Origin of the sequence: Nocardia sp. (assembly GCF_025465275.1) — a bacterium.
GTDB lineage: Bacteria > Actinomycetota > Actinomycetes > Mycobacteriales > Mycobacteriaceae > Nocardia.
In genome coordinates, this window is record NZ_JAODNK010000077.1 from 16299 (window position 1) to 33452 (window position 17154).

The 17154-nt window shown below is 67.2% G+C and carries 14 protein-coding genes; 9 read left to right on the forward strand and 5 right to left on the reverse strand.

The window, feature by feature from the left end:
• Positions 1-135 precede the first annotated feature (135 nt).
• From JWN03_RS18835 to JWN03_RS18865, 7 genes are all read left to right on the forward strand, one after another.
• Positions 136-1185 carry a 3-oxoacyl-ACP synthase III family protein gene (locus tag JWN03_RS18835; protein ID WP_297616414.1) on the forward strand — a complete coding sequence of 350 codons (1050 nt, stop codon included), beginning with the start codon at positions 136-138 and terminating at the stop codon, positions 1183-1185.
• A gap of 1 nt (position 1186) precedes the next feature.
• The gene (locus tag JWN03_RS18840) at positions 1187-2098 is read left to right on the forward strand and encodes a hypothetical protein (RefSeq protein WP_297616371.1); all 912 of its coding nucleotides are present in this window, start codon (positions 1187-1189) and stop codon (positions 2096-2098) included.
• On the forward strand, positions 2095-4335 hold the full coding sequence (locus JWN03_RS18845) for an AMP-binding protein (RefSeq protein WP_297616373.1): 2241 nt from the start codon (positions 2095-2097) through the stop codon (positions 4333-4335). The genes JWN03_RS18840 and JWN03_RS18845 overlap by 4 nt, the downstream gene beginning before the upstream one ends.
• A 2-nt stretch (positions 4336-4337) precedes the next feature.
• Complete coding sequence (locus tag JWN03_RS18850; RefSeq protein ID WP_297616377.1) at positions 4338-4610, forward strand: hypothetical protein; 273 nt, start codon at positions 4338-4340, stop codon at positions 4608-4610.
• Positions 4610-5674 carry an NAD-dependent epimerase/dehydratase family protein gene (locus JWN03_RS18855; protein WP_297616381.1) on the forward strand — a complete coding sequence of 355 codons (1065 nt, stop codon included), beginning with the start codon at positions 4610-4612 and terminating at the stop codon, positions 5672-5674. Before JWN03_RS18850 ends, JWN03_RS18855 begins: the two co-directional genes overlap by 1 nt.
• Positions 5675-5704: 30 nt before the next feature.
• On the forward strand, positions 5705-6892 hold the full coding sequence (locus JWN03_RS18860) for a peptide synthetase (protein WP_297616383.1): 1188 nt from the start codon (positions 5705-5707) through the stop codon (positions 6890-6892).
• A gap of 190 nt (positions 6893-7082) precedes the next feature.
• On the forward strand, positions 7083-9230 hold the full coding sequence (locus JWN03_RS18865; RefSeq protein ID WP_297616417.1) for an MMPL family transporter: 2148 nt from the start codon (positions 7083-7085) through the stop codon (positions 9228-9230).
• 132 nt (positions 9231-9362) lie between these two features.
• On the opposite strand, the gene rsmI is transcribed toward JWN03_RS18865, so the two are convergent.
• Positions 9363-10217 carry a 16S rRNA (cytidine(1402)-2'-O)-methyltransferase gene (gene rsmI, locus JWN03_RS18870; RefSeq protein ID WP_297616386.1) on the reverse strand — a complete coding sequence of 285 codons (855 nt, stop codon included), beginning with the start codon at positions 10215-10217 and terminating at the stop codon, positions 9363-9365.
• 186 nt (positions 10218-10403) lie between these two features.
• Here rsmI and JWN03_RS18875 point away from each other — a divergent pair, with 186 nt between their 5' ends.
• A complete protein-coding gene (locus tag JWN03_RS18875) occupies positions 10404-12008 on the forward strand; it encodes a dolichyl-phosphate-mannose--protein mannosyltransferase (RefSeq protein ID WP_297616389.1) in 1605 nt (534 codons plus the stop codon).
• 36 nt (positions 12009-12044) lie between these two features.
• Here JWN03_RS18875 and JWN03_RS18880 read toward each other — a convergent pair whose 3' ends face one another.
• Together JWN03_RS18880 and arcA are read right to left on the reverse strand one after the other, a co-directional pair.
• Positions 12045-12413: a GntR family transcriptional regulator gene (locus JWN03_RS18880; RefSeq protein WP_297616392.1), complete on the reverse strand. Its 369-nt coding sequence runs from the start codon at positions 12411-12413 to the stop codon at positions 12045-12047.
• 6 nt (positions 12414-12419) lie between these two features.
• The gene (gene arcA / locus JWN03_RS18885) at positions 12420-13649 is read right to left on the reverse strand and encodes an arginine deiminase (protein ID WP_297616395.1); all 1230 of its coding nucleotides are present in this window, start codon (positions 13647-13649) and stop codon (positions 12420-12422) included.
• Between the two features lie 75 nt (positions 13650-13724).
• On the opposite strand from arcA, the gene soxR reads away from it, so the two are divergent.
• Positions 13725-14237: a redox-sensitive transcriptional activator SoxR gene (gene soxR / locus JWN03_RS18890; protein ID WP_297616398.1), complete on the forward strand. Its 513-nt coding sequence runs from the start codon at positions 13725-13727 to the stop codon at positions 14235-14237.
• 4 nt (positions 14238-14241) lie between these two features.
• On the opposite strand, the gene JWN03_RS18895 is transcribed toward soxR, so the two are convergent.
• Complete coding sequence (locus tag JWN03_RS18895) at positions 14242-15168, reverse strand: SDR family oxidoreductase (protein WP_297616401.1); 927 nt, start codon at positions 15166-15168, stop codon at positions 14242-14244.
• 98 nt (positions 15169-15266) lie between these two features.
• The gene (locus tag JWN03_RS18900; protein ID WP_297616420.1) at positions 15267-17081 is read right to left on the reverse strand and encodes a putative bifunctional diguanylate cyclase/phosphodiesterase; all 1815 of its coding nucleotides are present in this window, start codon (positions 17079-17081) and stop codon (positions 15267-15269) included.
• Positions 17082-17154: the final 73 nt, after the last annotated feature.

Here is a 17154-nt window from a genome sequence, read left to right on the forward strand (position 1 = left end):
CGGCGAAAACCTTTGCCGAACACCATGTCTCAGACAATGCGCGGCCATCCGTCCGGTCGCACCCATGGTTACCGTCGGGTAGCCTCAGCTCGTCACCGATTCAGATTGCAATTCTTCGCACTTTCAGGAGTCCCTGTGTCGCATTCTCGATTCGAGTCGATAGGCGCCTACCTGCCTTCGAAACGCGTCACCACCGAAGAGCTCGTCTCGCAATTGAAGGAGACCCCCGGCTTCGATCTCGAAAAAATCACAGGTGTTAAGGAAAGACGCTTCCGCGACACTACACCCGAAAACCACGAAGACTCGTACATTCTAGCAATGAATGCCGCTCAGGACTGTTTGTCCAGGTCACAGTATGCGGCAGCCGATCTCGATGTGATCATCTCCACCTCGATCACACGCAGCAAAGGCACGAAGATGTACATGCAGCCCTCCTTCGCCGGCGCTCTCGCCCGTGATCTCGGAGCGCGCGCCGACACCATTTCGTTCGACCTTTCCAATGCCTGCGCCGGAATGATGACCGGCACCTACATTCTCGATCGAATGATTCGGTCGGGTGCGGTGAAACGCGGCATGGTTGTGAGTGGTGAAGCAATTACACCGATCGCCGAAACCGCGGTCGAAGAAATCACGGAGAAATACGATCTGCAATTCGCGTCGCTCACCGTCGGCGATTCGGGCGCGGCCGTCATCATCGATGAGGCGGTCGACGACAACGACAAGATCCACTACATCGAACTGACCACCGCGTCGGAGTTCTCGCACCTGTGCCTGGGCATGCCCAGTGAAAAATCCCAGGGCGTCTCGCTGTACACCGACAACCGGAAGATGCACAACGAATCGCGCTTCCTGCTCTGGACCGACACCCAGGGCAATTTCATGGCGGATCGCGGCACCACGTTCGAGGACGAGGGCTTCGACTACATCATCCACCACCAGTTCGGCGCCGGCGCGATCCCGTTCATGAACGCGATTGCCGCACGCGAGTTCGGCGCACCGATGCCGCCGGACCTGAATGTGATCGAGAAGTACGGAAACACTTCCACCACTTCACATTTCATTGTGCTGCACGATCAGCTGAGCCAGCAGAACATCGCATCCGGATCCAAGGTCCTGATGGTCCCCGCCGCCTCCGGCGTCGTCGGGGGATTCCTGTCCACCACGATTTCATCTCTGAAGGTCTGACATGGGCGTGCGTATCAAATCCACCGGAATCAGCCGGGCCGGAGACACTTTCAGCATTGTCGAGCTCAGCGGAGCCGCTGCGCGCCAGAGCATGGAGCGGGCCGGGGTCCGCCCCGACCAGGTCGGCGTGCTGATCAATGCGGGCATCTTCCGCGACTCGAATACGGTCGAGCCGGCCGTGTCGGCGCTCATCCAGAAGGCCGCCGGCATCGGGCTCGACTATGTGAAGGAAGACCCACGGTCGTTCTCCTTCGACCTCATGAATGCCGGTGTCGGCGTGCTCAATGCGGTGCAGGTGGCGCAGTCCATTCTGGAGACCGGCAGTGCCGAGCACGTGCTCATCGTCTCCGGGGACACCCACCCGTCCATGAAGCGGGGTGCGGGAGATGACGAATTCCCTTACGCCACTTCGGGTGCCGCGCTGCTGCTGGAGCGCACCACCGAGCCCGACGGCTTCGGCAAGGTGCACACCGTCGCCGGTAGCGGCTCGCCCGCCATCGAGTCCTACGTGGATCTCAACACCATGGGTACGCGCGGTCGCGAACTCATGACCGTCATCCACGAACCCGATGCCGAGGACCGGCTGCTCGCCGTCGCCGCCGAGGCGGCCCGGCTGGCGCTGTCGGAAGCCGATCCGGAGCAGGCCGGCACCGCCCTGATCGCGTCCACCCCGACCGGCGCCTTCCCGGAGCGGCTCGCGGCCGAACTGGGTATCGCGCCGAACGCGGTCTTCGGACCCGATCTGTCCCAGGGTGATCCGCACACCGCGGCACTGCCGCTGGCCTACGACGCGGCGCTCGCGGACAAGGCACTGGACGCCTTCACCCACGTGCTGTTCGTCGCGGCCGGTGCGGGACCCTCGGCCGCGGCCGTCCTCTACCGGCTACCCGCCCCCGTCGGAGCCGCGGCGTGACGACCGCTACCTACTGGCAGGCCATCGACCGCTTCCGCGCGGTCGTGGCCGACCAGCCCGACCGGGAAGCGGTGATCTTCCCTGCCGGTACGACGGCGACCGGCCTGCCGGACTACCGCCACCTCACCTACCGCGAGCTCGACACCTGGTCCGATACCATCGGCGGCCATCTGGCCGCCGCGGGTGTCGGCCGCGGTACCCGCACCATCGTGCTGGTCCTGCCGAGCCCCGAGCTGTACGCGATCATGCTGGGGCTGTTGAAGATCGGCGCGGTCCCGGTGGTCATCGACCCCGGCATGGGCCTGCGCAAAATGCTCAACTGCCTGCGCGCCGCCGACGCCGAGGCGTTCATCGGCATCCCGCAGGCGCACGCCGCCCGCGTCCTGTTCAGCCGCTACTTCCGCGACGTGCGCGTGAAGATCACCGTCGGCCCCCGCTGGTTCTGGGGCGGCGAAACTCTGCAGAGCTGGGCCGCACCCGACGGCTCGGAAGCCACTGCGGCACATCCGAATACGGATACCTCAGTCCTGGACGAAGAGTCCGGTGCCACCCGCGATGTCCTGACCGCTGCTGCGGCCACACAGAGCGCGGTCGCGGCCGGTGCACCCGGCACAGCTGCGGACCAGCACGACGTCGAAGCGGCTGCCCTCGGCTTGGACAGCGAGGTCAGCACGCCCGCGACTCCGGGCGACGCCCTCGCGCCCACCACGAGCGCGGACGGCGGACTCGGTACGCTGCCTGCATCGGACGAAGCTGCCACCGGTCCGGTGACGGCACGAAACACGCGCGGCAGCAAGCCATCTCCTGCCGGGGCGATGAGCGTGCGCTTGCACGAATTGCTGACCGCGCTGGAACAGCATGCACCCGCGGGGCGGGGCGGGGCGGCAGTCGCCAAGGCCGCTGCGACCGCTGATCAGCTCGGGCCGGTCATAGGTTCGCGCCTGCGTACTCTGCGCTCCACCGCAGCGGGCACGCGAGCTCGCTGGGAGCGGCGGTCGCGCGGGGCGGGCACTGCCGCCCTCGGCGCGCGGGACACCGCTGCGCTCGGAGCGGGCGTACTGGCCGATCGGGTGCCCGCACCCGACGGAGAGCTGCTGCTCATCGCATTCACCACGGGCAGTACGGGTCCGGCCAAGGCGGTCGAGATGACGCACGGGAACCTTTCGGCCATGGTCGATCAGGTTGATGCGGCGCGCGGTCGCGTCGCACCGGATACGTCGCTGATCACGCTGCCGCTGGTGGGGATTCTGGACATGCTGCTCGGGGCGCGGTGTGTGCTGCCGCCACTGGTGCCCAGTCAGGTCGGGTCGACCGAGCCGGCGCATGTCGCGGATGCCATCAATCGGTTCGGGGTGCGGACCATGTTCGCCTCGCCCGCCGTATTGATCCCGCTGCTGCGGCATCTGGAGAGTTCCGGGACGGAACTTCCTACGCTGCACAGCATCTACTCCGGTGGCGCGCCGGTGCCGGACTGGTGCATTGCCGGGCTGCGCGAGGTGCTGCCCGCCGATGCCGAGGTGCATGCCGGATACGGCTCCACCGAGGCGCTGCCCATGTCGACCATCGAATCACGGGAACTGCTCGGCGGTTTGGTCGAGCGCGCCCATCACGGCGAAGGCACCTGCATCGGCCGCCCGGCCGAGGGTGTCCGGGCGCGACTGGTGGCCATTACCGATGATCCGATCAAGCTCTGGTCCGATGCCGAGGCCCGGGAGGCCGAGCTGGTCGCGACCCGCGGCATCGGCGAGCTCGTGGTGGCCGGGCCGAATGTGAGCACCCGGTACTACTGGCCGCGCGAGGCCAATCGCGCCGGCAAGATCACCGACGGCGATGTCGTCTGGCATCGCACCGGCGATCTGGCCTGGATCGACCAGGAGGGCCGAATCTGGTTCTGCGGGCGCAAGAGTCAGCGTGTGCACACCGCGGACGGACCCATGTTCTCGGTGCAGGTGGAGCAGGTCTTCAATACGCTGCCCGGCGTCGTGCGCACCGCGCTGGTGGGCGTCGGACCGCGCGGCGCGCAACAGCCGGTGCTGTGTGTGGAGGCCGAACCCGGCGCGGACACTGTGCTGCTGGCGGCGCAATTACGCACGCGGGCCACCGAATTCGAGGTGACGGCGCCGGTATCGACCTTCCTGTTCCATCCGAAGTTTCCGGTCGATATCCGCCACAATGCCAAGATCGGCCGCGAGCAGTTGTCCATCTGGGCGACCCAGCAGCTCGGAGAGGACAAGTAACGATGCTGAAACCGTCTGTGCTGCGGGCAATTCCGATTCTGGGCTGGTTGTACCTGGCCGCCGGGCTGATCGCAGCGCTCACCGATCGCGCACCGGCCAACCGGCTACTGCGCGCCATCTGGTGGATCGACGTCTTCCTGAGCACCGTGGTGCACGCGGCGCAGATCCCGGCCGCACTGCGCGCCGCGGCAGACACCGATCGATCCCCCGTGGAAACAGCCGTGCTGACCCAGATCTTCGGGGCCACATGGTGGAAGACTCAGGAGGCGGCCTGATGCCCGCATCGAGCAATAATATGAAGGCGCTGGTCACCGGCGCGTCCGGCTTCCTCGGCGGGGCGATCGTGCGCCGCCTGGTGCGGGACGGGCAGTACGAGGTGGTGATCCTCGCGCGCGCCACCAGCAATCTGCGTGATCTCGGCGATGTCATCGACCAGGTGGAGGTCGTCACCGGCGACCTCACCGACGCGGCCTCCCTGGATTCCGCGACCAAGGGCATCGATGTGGTGTTCCACAGCGCCGCCCGGGTCGACGAGCGCGGCACCCGCGCCCAGTTCGTGGCCGAGAACCTCACGGCCACCGAACATCTGCTGAAGTCCGCCAGTCGCAACGGCGCCTCCCGCTTCGTCTTCATCTCCAGCCCCAGCGCGCTCATGGATCGCGACGGCGGCGACCAGATCGATATCGACGAATCGGTGCCGTATCCGAGCCGCTACCTGAACCTCTACTCGGAGACCAAGGCCGCCGCGGAACGCGCTGTGCTGGCGGCGAATTCGCCGGGCTTCTCGACCTGTGCACTGCGGCCGCGCGCCATCTGGGGTGCGGGCGACCGGTCGGGGCCGATCGTGCGGCTGCTGAGCCGTGCCGCCGCGGGCAGCCTGCCGGATCTGTCGTTCGGCAAGGACGTCTACGCCTCGCTGTGCCACGTCGAGAATATCGCCGCCGCCGGCGTCTGGGCGGCAGCCACCGAAAAGTCCGGTGGCAAGGCGTATTTCATCGCCGACGGCGAGCAGACGAATGTGTGGGGTTTCCTCGGTGAGGTCGCGACCGACCTCGGTTACGAGCCGCCCAGCCGGCAACCCAACCCGCGTGTGCTGAATGCGGCGGTATCGATCATCGACACCATCTGGCGCATTCCGGCGGTCGCCACCCGCTGGTCACCGCCGCTCTCACGGTATGTGGTCGCCCTGATGACCCGCACGGCCACCTACGACACCGGCGCCGCCACCAGGGATTTCGGGTACCGGCCGGTCATGGATCGCGAAACCGGGCTCACCAATTTCCTGGCCTGGCTCGAAACCCAGGGCGGCATTGTCGAATTGACCAAAGACCTGCGGTAATTCGCGGTCACCCATGCAGGAGACGCACGTATGAGCACCTTCCGCCGCCCCATCTCCCCCACCGAGCTGATGTACTTCCCCATGCGGGAACTGGCTCCCCCGTTCCTCATGCAACTGGCCATCGAGGGCACCGGCGGCCTGGACGCGGAGGAATTGCGGCGTGCCGTAGCCGTTGCGTCCGAGGCGAATCCGGGTGCGCGGCTGGTCCGCGAAGGTAAGTACTGGGTGGACAGCGGGCTGGCCCCCGCCGTGCGGGCGGTGCCTCATGCGCTGGAATACCCTGCGCTGGAGGCTGATCCGGTGCTGAACAGCCCGATCGGGCCGACGCCGGAGTCCACCACCGAGGTGCTGCTGCTGACCGCTGATCCGGTCACCGTGATATTCCGGGTGTTCCACGGCGTCATGGACGGTATGGGCATGGTCATGTGGGCCACCGATGTGCTGCGGGTGCTGCGCGGCCAGGAACCGATCGGTGCGGCCGACCCGATTGCCGACGAGGAATTGGTGCGCAAGGTCGGCGCGCCGGGCCGTCCCGCGCTCATGCTGCCGCGCTGGCGCTCGGCGCTCGGCACCGGCCGCCAGGATACGGGCCAGCCGCGACACCTGTTGCGCCACCGCACCATCAATGCCACCGGCCCCGGCGCCATGGTGCGCGTCGCCGCCATCCTGGCCGATGAGGGTGGGCCGGTCTCGCGCATCATGATCCCTGTCGACCTGCGCCGCCACGATCCGGAACTGCGCTCCACCGGCAATCTGGCACTGCCGCTGTTCCTGGATGCCAGCCCCGGCGCGGACTGGAAGCAGCTCAACGCGGACAAGAAGATCGGGCTGCAGGAACGCCGCGAACTCAACCAGATGGAAGCCGCGCGGCTCTCCAATGTGCCGCCCGCCGCCGGTAAGGTCCTGCTGCGCTCGCTCAACTGGGCTGGCGCCCGACTGGGCCGAAACCTGGCCTCCGCCACCGTCTCCCATATGGGCCGCTACAACTTCGAGGAAATGGCCGTCCCCGGCTTCACCCCAACGTCGGTCCGCGTCCTCCCCCAGCACAGCGTCGCCATGCCCCTGCTCTTCGGCCTCACCGAAGGCGGCGGCCGCACCGAACTCACGGTCTCCGCCCGCAGCGGCCGCGGCATCCCCGCCCGCCTCGACGCCCTCCTGGACCGCATAGTCACCACCCTGGAAACCGAATTCGCCCCCTCGGATTCGGCCGCGTCATGACCTCCCCCGCGCTCCTATCCGGAGTCTCCAGCACCGAACAGCCCGTATCGGTATCGCACAGCGCTGATAGAGGCTGTTCGACCCCGACAGGGGCTGCCCGATCGCATCGGGCGACCGTCACCCCGGCGAGAGGTGTGCACGCCGGGATGATGCGGGGCGCTTCGGCCGGTATGCGCGGGCGGACCGCATGATTACGGCGTGGGCGCGGGTCGTGGTGGGGCGGCCGAAGACTGTGCTGGTGGTGGCGGTGTTGTTCGCACTGGCATGCGGGCTGTTCGCCACCGGGCTGGCCGGCAAGGTCAGTGCGGCCGGGTATACCGATCCGGGGAGTGAATCCAGTGCGGTCGACGACTGGGTGAAACAGGCTGTGGGGCCGCAGAATCCGGATGTGGTGGCGATTTACACCGCGCCCGAGGGGCAGACGCTGGCCGATATCGTGCCGCAGGTGCAGGCGGCGGTCGCGAAGGTCGATCCGAAGTTGCTGGATCGGCCGGTCGAAACCTATTGGAACAGTGCACGATCGCAGTATCTGCGCTCCGCCGATGGGCGGGAGGCGGTGGCCGTGGTGTTCGCGGCCGGCGACGAAAACCATCGCATTGCGGTGTATCCCGAGATCGCGGACGCACTGCGGGTGCCGGGCGTCCAGACCAAGATGACCGGGTACAGCGCGCTCGCACAGGCCATCAGCGATCAGTCCCGGCACGATCTGATTGTCGCCGAATCGATTTCGATTCCGCTCACCGCGCTGGTCTTGGTGCTCGTCTTCGGCGGCATAGTGGCGGCCTCGCTGCCGGTGATCGTCGGCTCGCTCGCGGTCATCGGTGCGCTCGGCGCCGTGGGCATCATCGCCCAATTCACCGAAGTCAGTGTGTTCGCGATGAATGTCGTCTCGCTGCTCGGGCTCGGATTGGCCATCGACTACGGGCTTTTCGTGGTCGGACGATTCCGTGAGGAACTCGCTCAGGGTCGTTCCACGGAAGCGGCCGTCACCCGCGCGCTCGAGTCCGCGGGCCGCACCGTGCTGTTCTCCGCGGTCCTGCTGATGTGCGCCTTCGCGGGCACCTTCGTCTTCCCGCAAGCAGTGCTGCGCTCACTCGGATTCGGCGCCATCGCGGCCGTCGGCCTGGCCGCGTTGCTGTCGGTGACCGCACTCCCGGCCGCACTTGCCCTGCTCGGTCCCCGCATCAGCACATGGAGCTGGCGCGCAGACGCTTTCGAACGGTCCGAGGAACGCGCACAGCGGTTCTGGGGCCGCGTAGTCACCGCTGTTATGCGCCGCCCCGGCTCGGTCGCCATTGCGGTCGGCGCACTGCTGCTGGTGCTGGCCTCCCCGCTGACCGGCGTCCGGCTCGGCGATATCGACCACACCGCACTGCCCGCGGGCAATGAAACCCGCACGGCCGTAGAGGAATTGTCGGCCCGCTTCCCCGCCGCGAACAGCGGTGCGACCGTGCTGGTCCGCGAATCCGACAGCAGCGCACCGACTCCCACCGCCATCAGCACAGCACTGCGTGAACTGGGCGCGGTGCAGGGCGTCAAACAGGCCCTGCATCTGGAAACCCACGACAATGTCGCCATTATTCACACGGTGCTGGTCGCACCGGACCGGTCACCGGCAGCGCAGGAGACGGTGCACCGCCTGCGCGACCTGCAACTCGACGGCCTCGCGCTACAGGTCGGCGGCGAAAGTGCCGCCACCGCAGACAGTGTCACGGCGGTGCTGTCCAATCTCCCGCTGATGATCACCGTCATGGTGCTCGCCACCCTGCTCATGCTCGGCCTCGCGTTCCGGTCCGTAGTACTGCCGGTCAAAGCGGTCCTCATGGCCTTCCTCAGCCTGGCCGCCACCTTCGGCATACTCACCTGGATCTTCGACAAAGGTCACCTCGCAGGCATCCTGGGCGTGAGCGTCGGCCCGGTATCGGCCAGCATGATGGTCCTGATCATCGCCGTGGTCTTCGGCCTCTCCACCGACTACGAGGTCTTCCTGCTCTCCCGCATGGCGGAAGCCCACGAAGCCGGAGCCGACACCGAGGAATCGGTCCGCACCGGCACCGTCCAAACGGCCCGCGTAATCACCGCAGCCGCAGCCCTTCTCGTCCTCATCACCGGAGCCTTCACTCTCTCCCCCCTCACCCCGATGCGCGTCCTCGGCCTGGGCATGGTGATCGCCCTGATCATCGACGCCACCCTGGTCCGCATGCTCCTGGTCCCGGCCCTGGTGAAGCTCATGGGCCCCGCCAACTGGTGGACGCCGACGCACACAAGAGTAAAACCGTTGCCGCACAACCAGTTCGACTCCGAAACCGCCCTTCCCCAAGACACCCGGAGCGGGTAAGCCCCCGTCATCTCGGCATGTTTTCGGCCGGGATCCACACTTGCTACGTGGATCCCGGCCGAAAGCGCACCGGGATGACGGAGGACGAGCGCACCGGGATGACGGAGTTTGCGCTCGCAGATCAGCGGTGAGTCAGTCGGCGGTGCGGGCGGAAAGAACGGCGTCGTAGAGTTCGCGGCGGGAAGCGCCGGTGGCGGCGGACACCTCGGCACAGGCGTCTTTGAGGCGCAGCCCGCCGGAGATCAGGGCCTCGACCTGGCTCACCAGGTCGGCGGGTTCCTCCGAAACCGGTTGCGAGCCTTCGAGAACCACGGTGATCTCGCCCCGCGCACCCTCGATGGCCCAGGCGGCCAGCTCGGCCAGGGTGCCGCGGCGAACCTCCTCGTAGGTCTTGGTGAGTTCGCGGCAGACCGCGGCGCGGCGGGCGGGGCCGAGGATCTCGACCGCGTCGGCCAGGCAATCGGCGAGGCGGTGCGGGGCCTCGAAGAAGGCGACCGCGCGCTGTTCCGAGGCCAGCGTCCGGAACCATTCCTTGCGCTGGCCGGATTTGCGGGGAGCGAAACCGTCGAAGCAGAAGCGTTCGACCGGGAGGCCCGACAGCGCGAGTGCGGTGGTGACCGCCGAGGGACCCGGCAGGCAGGTGATGGGCAGGCCGCGCTCCACGCAGGCGGCGACCATGGTGTAGCCCGGATCGCTGACCGAGGGCATGCCCGCATCGGTGACCAGCAGCACGGTGCGACCGGCGCCGATCTCGTCCAGCAGCATGGGAATCCGGGCCGTCTCCACGTGATCGTAGAAACTCACCACGCGTCCGGTGATCTCCACTTCGAGCGCCTTGGCGAGCGAACGGGTGCGGCGGGTGTCCTCGGCGGCGACGATATCCGCCGAGCCGAGCGCGTCCCGCAGTCGCTGCGAGGCGTCACCGATATCGCCCATCGGGGTCGCCGCGAGCACCAGTCGTCCGGCCGCGATCGGCTCGCCGCTCATTGCACTCCTGTTCGTAGATGGACCCCCATGGACCCCCATGGACCCGGCCGCATCAACCCTGCGGCTGCCGCGTACGCCTCCGGCGATCCGGCACCGTGCCAGCATACGGGCGCGGCCGGGCGCCTCCGCCGGACCGACCAGCCGTCGGGGCGGACCTGAGGCCGTCTACCGCCTAACATCAACGGCGTGACCCAGGTGACCGACGCGCGACCGCCAGCTACGGAGGCGGGGGTGGCGCTGTCCAGCCCGGCGCCGCTGCGACCCTCACCGGATTTCGGGCCCACCGACCGGGCCCGCGGATGGGTGGTCACGCTCTTCCTCACGGCCGTGGCCGGACTCACCCGCTTCATCCAGCTGGGCTATCCGACCGACGGCAAGACACCCGTCTTCGACGAGAAGCATTACGCGCCGCAGGCCTGGCAGATCCTCACCGGCGGCGGCATCGAGGACAACCCGGGCTACGGGCTGGTGGTGCACCCACCGGTCGGCAAGGACATGATCGCCCTGGGCGAGGCCATCTTCGGCTATACCGGCTGGGGCTGGCGGTTCTCGGCGGCCGTCTGCGGAACCCTGCTGGTGTTCTTGGTGATTCGCATAACCCGGCGCATGACCCGATCCACGCTGATCGGCGCGTTCGCCGGCATTCTGCTCATTGCCGACGGCGTCAGCTTCGTCTCCTCCCGGCTCGGGATGCTCGATATCTTCCAGGCCATCTTTGTGCTCGGCGCGTTCGGCTGCCTCATCGTGGACCGCGACGAAATGCGGGCCCGCATCGCCCTGGTCTATGCCGAGGGACGCATCGACGACAGCGAGTACGGACCCCGCTTCGGTGTGCGCTGGTGGCGTTTCGGTGCGGGCATCCTGCTCGGGCTGGCCTGCGGAACCAAATGGTCCGGCATGTATTTCGTGGCCGCCTTCGCCGTCATGAGCGTCGCCTTCGACCTGGCCGCCCGGCGCGGCTACCGGGTGCGGCGGCCGTGGGCCGGCACGGCGATCCGGGATGCCGGGCCCGCCTTCTGGGCACTCGTGGTGATGCCGTTCCTGGTCTACATGGGCACCTTCTGGGCCTGGTTCGCCAATGAGACCAGCTACGACCGGTACGCGGTCGGCGTCCGTGTGGGCCGCGACGGCGCCTTCGACTGGGTGCCGACCGCGCTGCGCTCGCTCTGGTACTACGGCGGCGAGGTGCTGACCTTCCACGAGGGCCTCACCAATTCCGCGGGCAATCACCATCCGTGGGAATCGAAGCCGTGGACCTGGCCGATGGGCTTGCGGCCCATGCTCTACTACTACGCCGACAACGGCGTGGGCGGCTGCGGGCAAGCGGTATGCGTGAAAGCCGTCATGCTGATCGGCACACCCGCGCTCTGGTGGGTGGCATTCCCGATGCTGGGCTGGGCGCTGTGGCGCAGCTTCGTGCGGCGCGACTGGCGGTACGCGGCCATGCTGGTCGGATACTCCGCCGGACTGCTGCCGTGGTTCCTGCAGCTGGACCGCCAGATGTACTTCTTCTACGCCGTCCCGATGGCGCCCTTCCTGACCATGGGCGTCGCGCTCGTGCTCGGCGATGTCCTCGGCCACGCCCCACCGAGCGGGCGGCGACTATCGGGCGCACCCGGCTGGCAACATCTGGCGCCGCAGAGCGAACGGCAGGGCCTCGGATTGCTGCTGGTCTGCCTGTATGTGGCGCTGGTCATCGCCAATTTCATCTGGCTCTGGCCGATTCTGACGGGCATGCCGATCACCTCGGGCAGCTGGCACGACCACCTGTGGTTACCCAGCTGGCGATAGTCGTCATCCCGGCATGTTTTCGGCCGGGATCCACGCTCACATCCGGATCTCGCCCAGCGCCGCACGGAGATAACGCACTGCCGCTTCGTCATCCAGGCCGAGCCGCCGGATCACCGCCACGTATTCGGTGGCGGCGCGTCCGGCCACATCCCGGGTCGGATCACCCGATGATGCGATGAAAGAGCCCAGGCGGCCGCGGGTTTCGAGCACGCCGTCCTGCTCGAGTTCGCGGTAGGCGCGCGCCACCGTATTGGGTGCGAGCGTCAGCTGCGCCGCCAGGGCGCGCACGGTGGGGATCTTGGTCCCGGCGGCGAGCTCCCCGGATCGCACCCGGGCGACAATGCCCTGTCGCAGCTGTTCGTACGGTGGAACCGTCGAATGGTGGTCAACCGGGATGTCGAGCATGGTTTTTCACACCTCGTCACGCGACAGCGGGCAGGACAGGCAGCGCGGACCGCCTCGGCCGGAACCCAATTCGGAACCCGGGATGGCCAGTACCTCGATACCGGCGTCGGCCAGCCGCGCATTGGTCATCTCATTGCGTTCGTAGGCGACGACCACACCGGGCGCGAGCGCCAGCGTGTTGTTGCCGTCGTCCCACTGTTCCCGTTCGGCGGCAACACCATCCAGGCCGGTATCGATAACTCGCAGCTCACCGATGCCCATGGCCTTCGCCGCGGCCGGCAGGAAGGGGTCCGGTCCCAGCATTTGCACCGTCCCGTCCACCTCCTTGCGAATGGTGAACGCACACAGGGAATCCTGCAGATTCGGGTACATGACCATGGCATCGGTGTCGACCATCGTGCACACCGTGTCCAGATGCATGGTGGCGCGGGTCTGCGCGATCGGCACCGCCAGCACGGTATGCGCGAGATCGTCCTCGAAGAGACTGCGTGCCAAGGCTTCCGCACCGGCGGGCGTGGTGCGCTCCCCCACCCCGACCGCCACCACACCCTTGGCCAGCAGCAGCACATCGCCGCCCTCGATAGGCGCGGTATGCGATTCGTAGGCCCGCCGCACCCCCAGGAAGCGCGGGTGGAAGGCGTAGATGAGATCGGTCAGCGAGGTCTCCCGCGCCCGGGCGGGCAGCGCGAGCGAGGTGATGGCCACCCGCGGGCCGACCCAGAACGAGGAGTCCCTGGTGAACAGCAGATTCGGCAGCGGGTCGATGACAAAATCGTGCCCGTGGTGCATGCGCACCACCAGCGAGGTGTGATCGGGCCCGAAGGGCAGCTCATCGAAGGTCATACCCGCCATCAGCAGCTGCGCCAGATCCGGCGCGGGCACCGTGCGCAGGTAGGCCGCCAGCTCGTCGGCGAGCGCATGCCCCAGCCGCCGCGCGTCCACCGCACCGGAGATGCCCTGTATCCGGGCCGCTCCACTGACCGCGATGGTCTCGGTGAGCAGATCGGCCAGCAGCAACACCTCGACCCCGCGCTCGCGCAACACCCCGGCGAAGATGTCGTGCTCCTGCTGCGCCCGCTCCACCCACGGGATGGCGTCGAAGAGCAATTGATCATTGTTGCGAGGGGTGAGCCGGCGCAGTTCGTCACCCGGCCGGTGCAGCAGCACCGTGCGCAGTGCGCCGACTTCCGAAGTCACGGAAAACGGTCGCGCCGTGGGCGCAGCCTTTGTTCCCATATCCTGACGGTAGTTCCCCGCGGCACAGAAGGCATGCAATTCGCGCGCGGGAAAAACCTCGACTAACCTTCAGGTATGCAGACCGCGTCATGGCAGGCGAAGGAATTGACGCCGGGCCAACTGGCACAACGCGCCGGAGTTACGGTGTCCGCCTTGCATTTCTACGAACGTGAGGGCTTGATCACAGCCCGCCGGACGAGCGGCAATCAACGCCGCTACCCCCGGGAAACCCTGCGCCGGGTGGCCTTCATCCGCATCTCACAGCGTGTCGGGATTCCGCTCGGCGAAATCCGGCAGGCCCTCGACAATCTGCCCGACGGCCGTAACCCCACCCGCCGCGATTGGGAGGCGCTGTCGACGGCGTGGCGGTCCGATCTCGACGAGCGCATCGAACAATTGATTCGCCTGCGCGACAGCCTGACCGGCTGCATCGGCTGCGGCTGCCTGTCCCTGGGGACCTGCAAAATCGTCAATGCCCACGACCACCTCGGTGACGAGGGTCCGGGCGCACGCGTGCTGGACGTCCACGCCGTGGAATCCTGCACCAAGGAACAGGGCTGCGAACTGCCGCTGGCGGAAACTTCCTGAACCCTCAGGCCTCCGGCGGGACCTCGGTGAGCTCCGGCTTCGGGGCCTTCACGAGCTCCGGCTTCGACACGGGCTTCGTGAGCTCCGGGCGCGGCAGGAACGTCGTGAACAAATCATTGGCGCGGCGCATGGCGAACTCGTACGGCCAGGCGAACTTGCGCACCCACCAGTAACCGAACCGAATATCGAACTGGGTGTGAATCAGATACCGGCCCTTCTGCACTCCCGTGAGAATCGACTGCGCCACCTCGTCCGGATTCTTGGCGTGCCGCCGGAAACGATTGATCCACGCCTGGATTCGCGGATCGTCCCGATCCACGCCGACAATATCCACGCTCTGCACCAGCGGAGTGTCCACCGCACCCGGCACCACCAGGTGCACGGAGATATCGTGCCGCTCCAGATCGAACCGCAGCACCTCGGAGACCCCGCGCAGCCCGAACTTGCTGGCGCTGTAGGCCGCATGCCACGGGAAGGCCATCAGCCCGGCCGCCGAGGACACATTCACCAGCGCCCCGCCGCGTCCGGCCTTGATCATCGGCGGTACAAAATTCTCGATCACGTGGATGGGACCCATGAGGTTCACATCCACCATGCGCTTCCAGTGCTTGTGCTCGAGGTTCTCGACCGTGCCCCAGGTCGAGACGCCCGCGATATTCATCACCACATCGAGCGCACCGACCTGCTCGTGCACCTGTCTCGCGAAGGCGGTGACGGCGTCGTAATCGCTGATATCGAGGGCCTGCGCGTAGTCGACGACCCCGCCCGCGGCGCGGATCTCCGCGACCGCCGAATCCAGGCCGTCGGAATTCACGTCCGTCAGGACCAGCTGCGCACCGCTACGGGCCGCGGCCAGGGCGGTGGAGCGCCCGATGCCGCTGGCAGCTCCGGTGATCAGAGTCTTCTTGCCGCTGAAGCTTCGCTCGCGCACGCCGGTCCACATCCCTTGATCGCCCCTTTAGTCCACGAACGTACTACGCGCTCAGGTGCGCTCGCGAGCAGCGCGTCCCACCGACTGCGCCCCTATTTTCAGGGGGTACCCATCCGCCCGGTACCCGGTAGATCCAGGTCGAGGGCGATTCGCCCGGCCGCCAGATGCTTCTCCACCTCGTCGGCGGGCATGGGTCGCGCGATCAGAAATCCCTGCGCACGATAGCACCCGAGGGCCACCAGGGTGCGGGCCGCGACGGTCGTTTCCACACCCTCGCCCACCACCCCGAGACCGAACGAACCGGCCAGTCCGACAATCGATTTCACAATGGCTAGGTCGTCCGCGCTGGCGCCCAGGCGCTGCACGAAACCCCGGTCGATCTTGACCGCGTCGACCGGGAGCGCCTTGAGATGCGAAAGCGAGGAATAGCCGGTACCGAAGTCGTCGATGGCGATCTGCACACCCATGCGCTTGAGGCCGCGCAGCGTCACCTGGGTGCGCGCGAGATCCTGCACCACCACATGTTCGGTGATCTCCAGGCAGACCGAACTGCCGTCGATGCCGAAGCGCCGCAGAATCCCCTCCATGGTCTCCACGAAGTCGAGACTCACCAGCTGCACCGGCGACACATTGATACGAATGACCACGCTGGAGGCCAACCCGCGCCGACGCCACGACGCGAACTGCTCGCAGGCCGTGCGAATCACCCAGCGCCCCAGCTCACCGGCGAGATTGGTGGCTTCCGCGACCCCGACGAACGCTCCCGGCGGCAGCAGTCCACGGGTCGGATGCTGCCAGCGCACCAGCGCTTCCAGGGCCACCACCCGGCCGGTGCGTAGATCGACTTCCGGCTGGTAGTGCAGGATCAGCGAGCCGTCCGACACCGCGCCGCGCAGGTTCAGCTCGACATCGTCCTGCAGTTCGAACTGGGCGCGCATGGCATCGGTGAAGACCGCGACGCCGTTGCCGCCGCTCGACTTCGCCGACAGCAGTGCGTGATCGGCGCGGCGCAGCACATCGGCAACCGTGGTCTCCCCCGGAATGCCCACGGCCACACCGACACTCGCGCCGCGGCTAACCGTCTCCCCGCCGACCGTCACCCGGCGGGCGATCAGCTGCTGAATACGCGTGGCCTCCAGATCGGCCGCGCCGGCATCCATCGGCTTGGCCGGGACAATGACGAACTCGTCGCCGCCCAGCCGCGCGATCATGTCGCCGGGATCGAGGTGATCACGCAGCCGCGTAGCCAGCGTGCGAATGAAATTGTCCCCGGCCGTATGCCCGAGGAAGTCATTGAGCGCCTTGAGCCGATCCAGATCCAGGAAGAACGCCGCCACCGGACCGGGAGCTCCGGTCCGCAGCCGCTCCTCCATATGCTCGAGCAGCGCGCGCCGGTTGGCCAGCCCGGTCAGGTCGTCGTGCATGGCGATATAGCGCAGCCGCTCCTCGGCCACCACGCGTGCCTGCAGCTGGGCGAACAGCGCGGCAATCGCCTTGAGCACATTGAGCTCTCGCGTACTCCATTCGCGATCGCCCTCCTTGACGAAACCGAGCACACCGGTCGATTCGCCGCGCGATACCAGCGGCACACACGCCATCGACACCTGCGGAATCCCGGAGGACAGGTGGATCGTGTGCTGATAGTCGGCATGTTCGGGGATCGGCCGCACGATCAGCGGCTCGGTGGCGTTCTCCAGCTTCGCGAACACCGAGTCGGCGCGATCGAAGTAGGTGACGCGCAGTGGGTCCGGTTCGATGGTGACCGAACGGCTCGGCCACTCCGCAATGAGCACGGAGGCGCGTCGTTCCCGGTCGGTGTGGCGCAGGTAGCTGAAGTCCACATCGAAATGCTCGACGAGCCAGGACAGCACGCGCTCACTCGCCGCCACCATCGTGGTGGCGTCGACACCCATCAACTCGGAGGCAACCTGGGTTACCAGTGAGTCGAGCGTCTGCCGAGGCACCTTGTCTCCGATCCCATCAGCG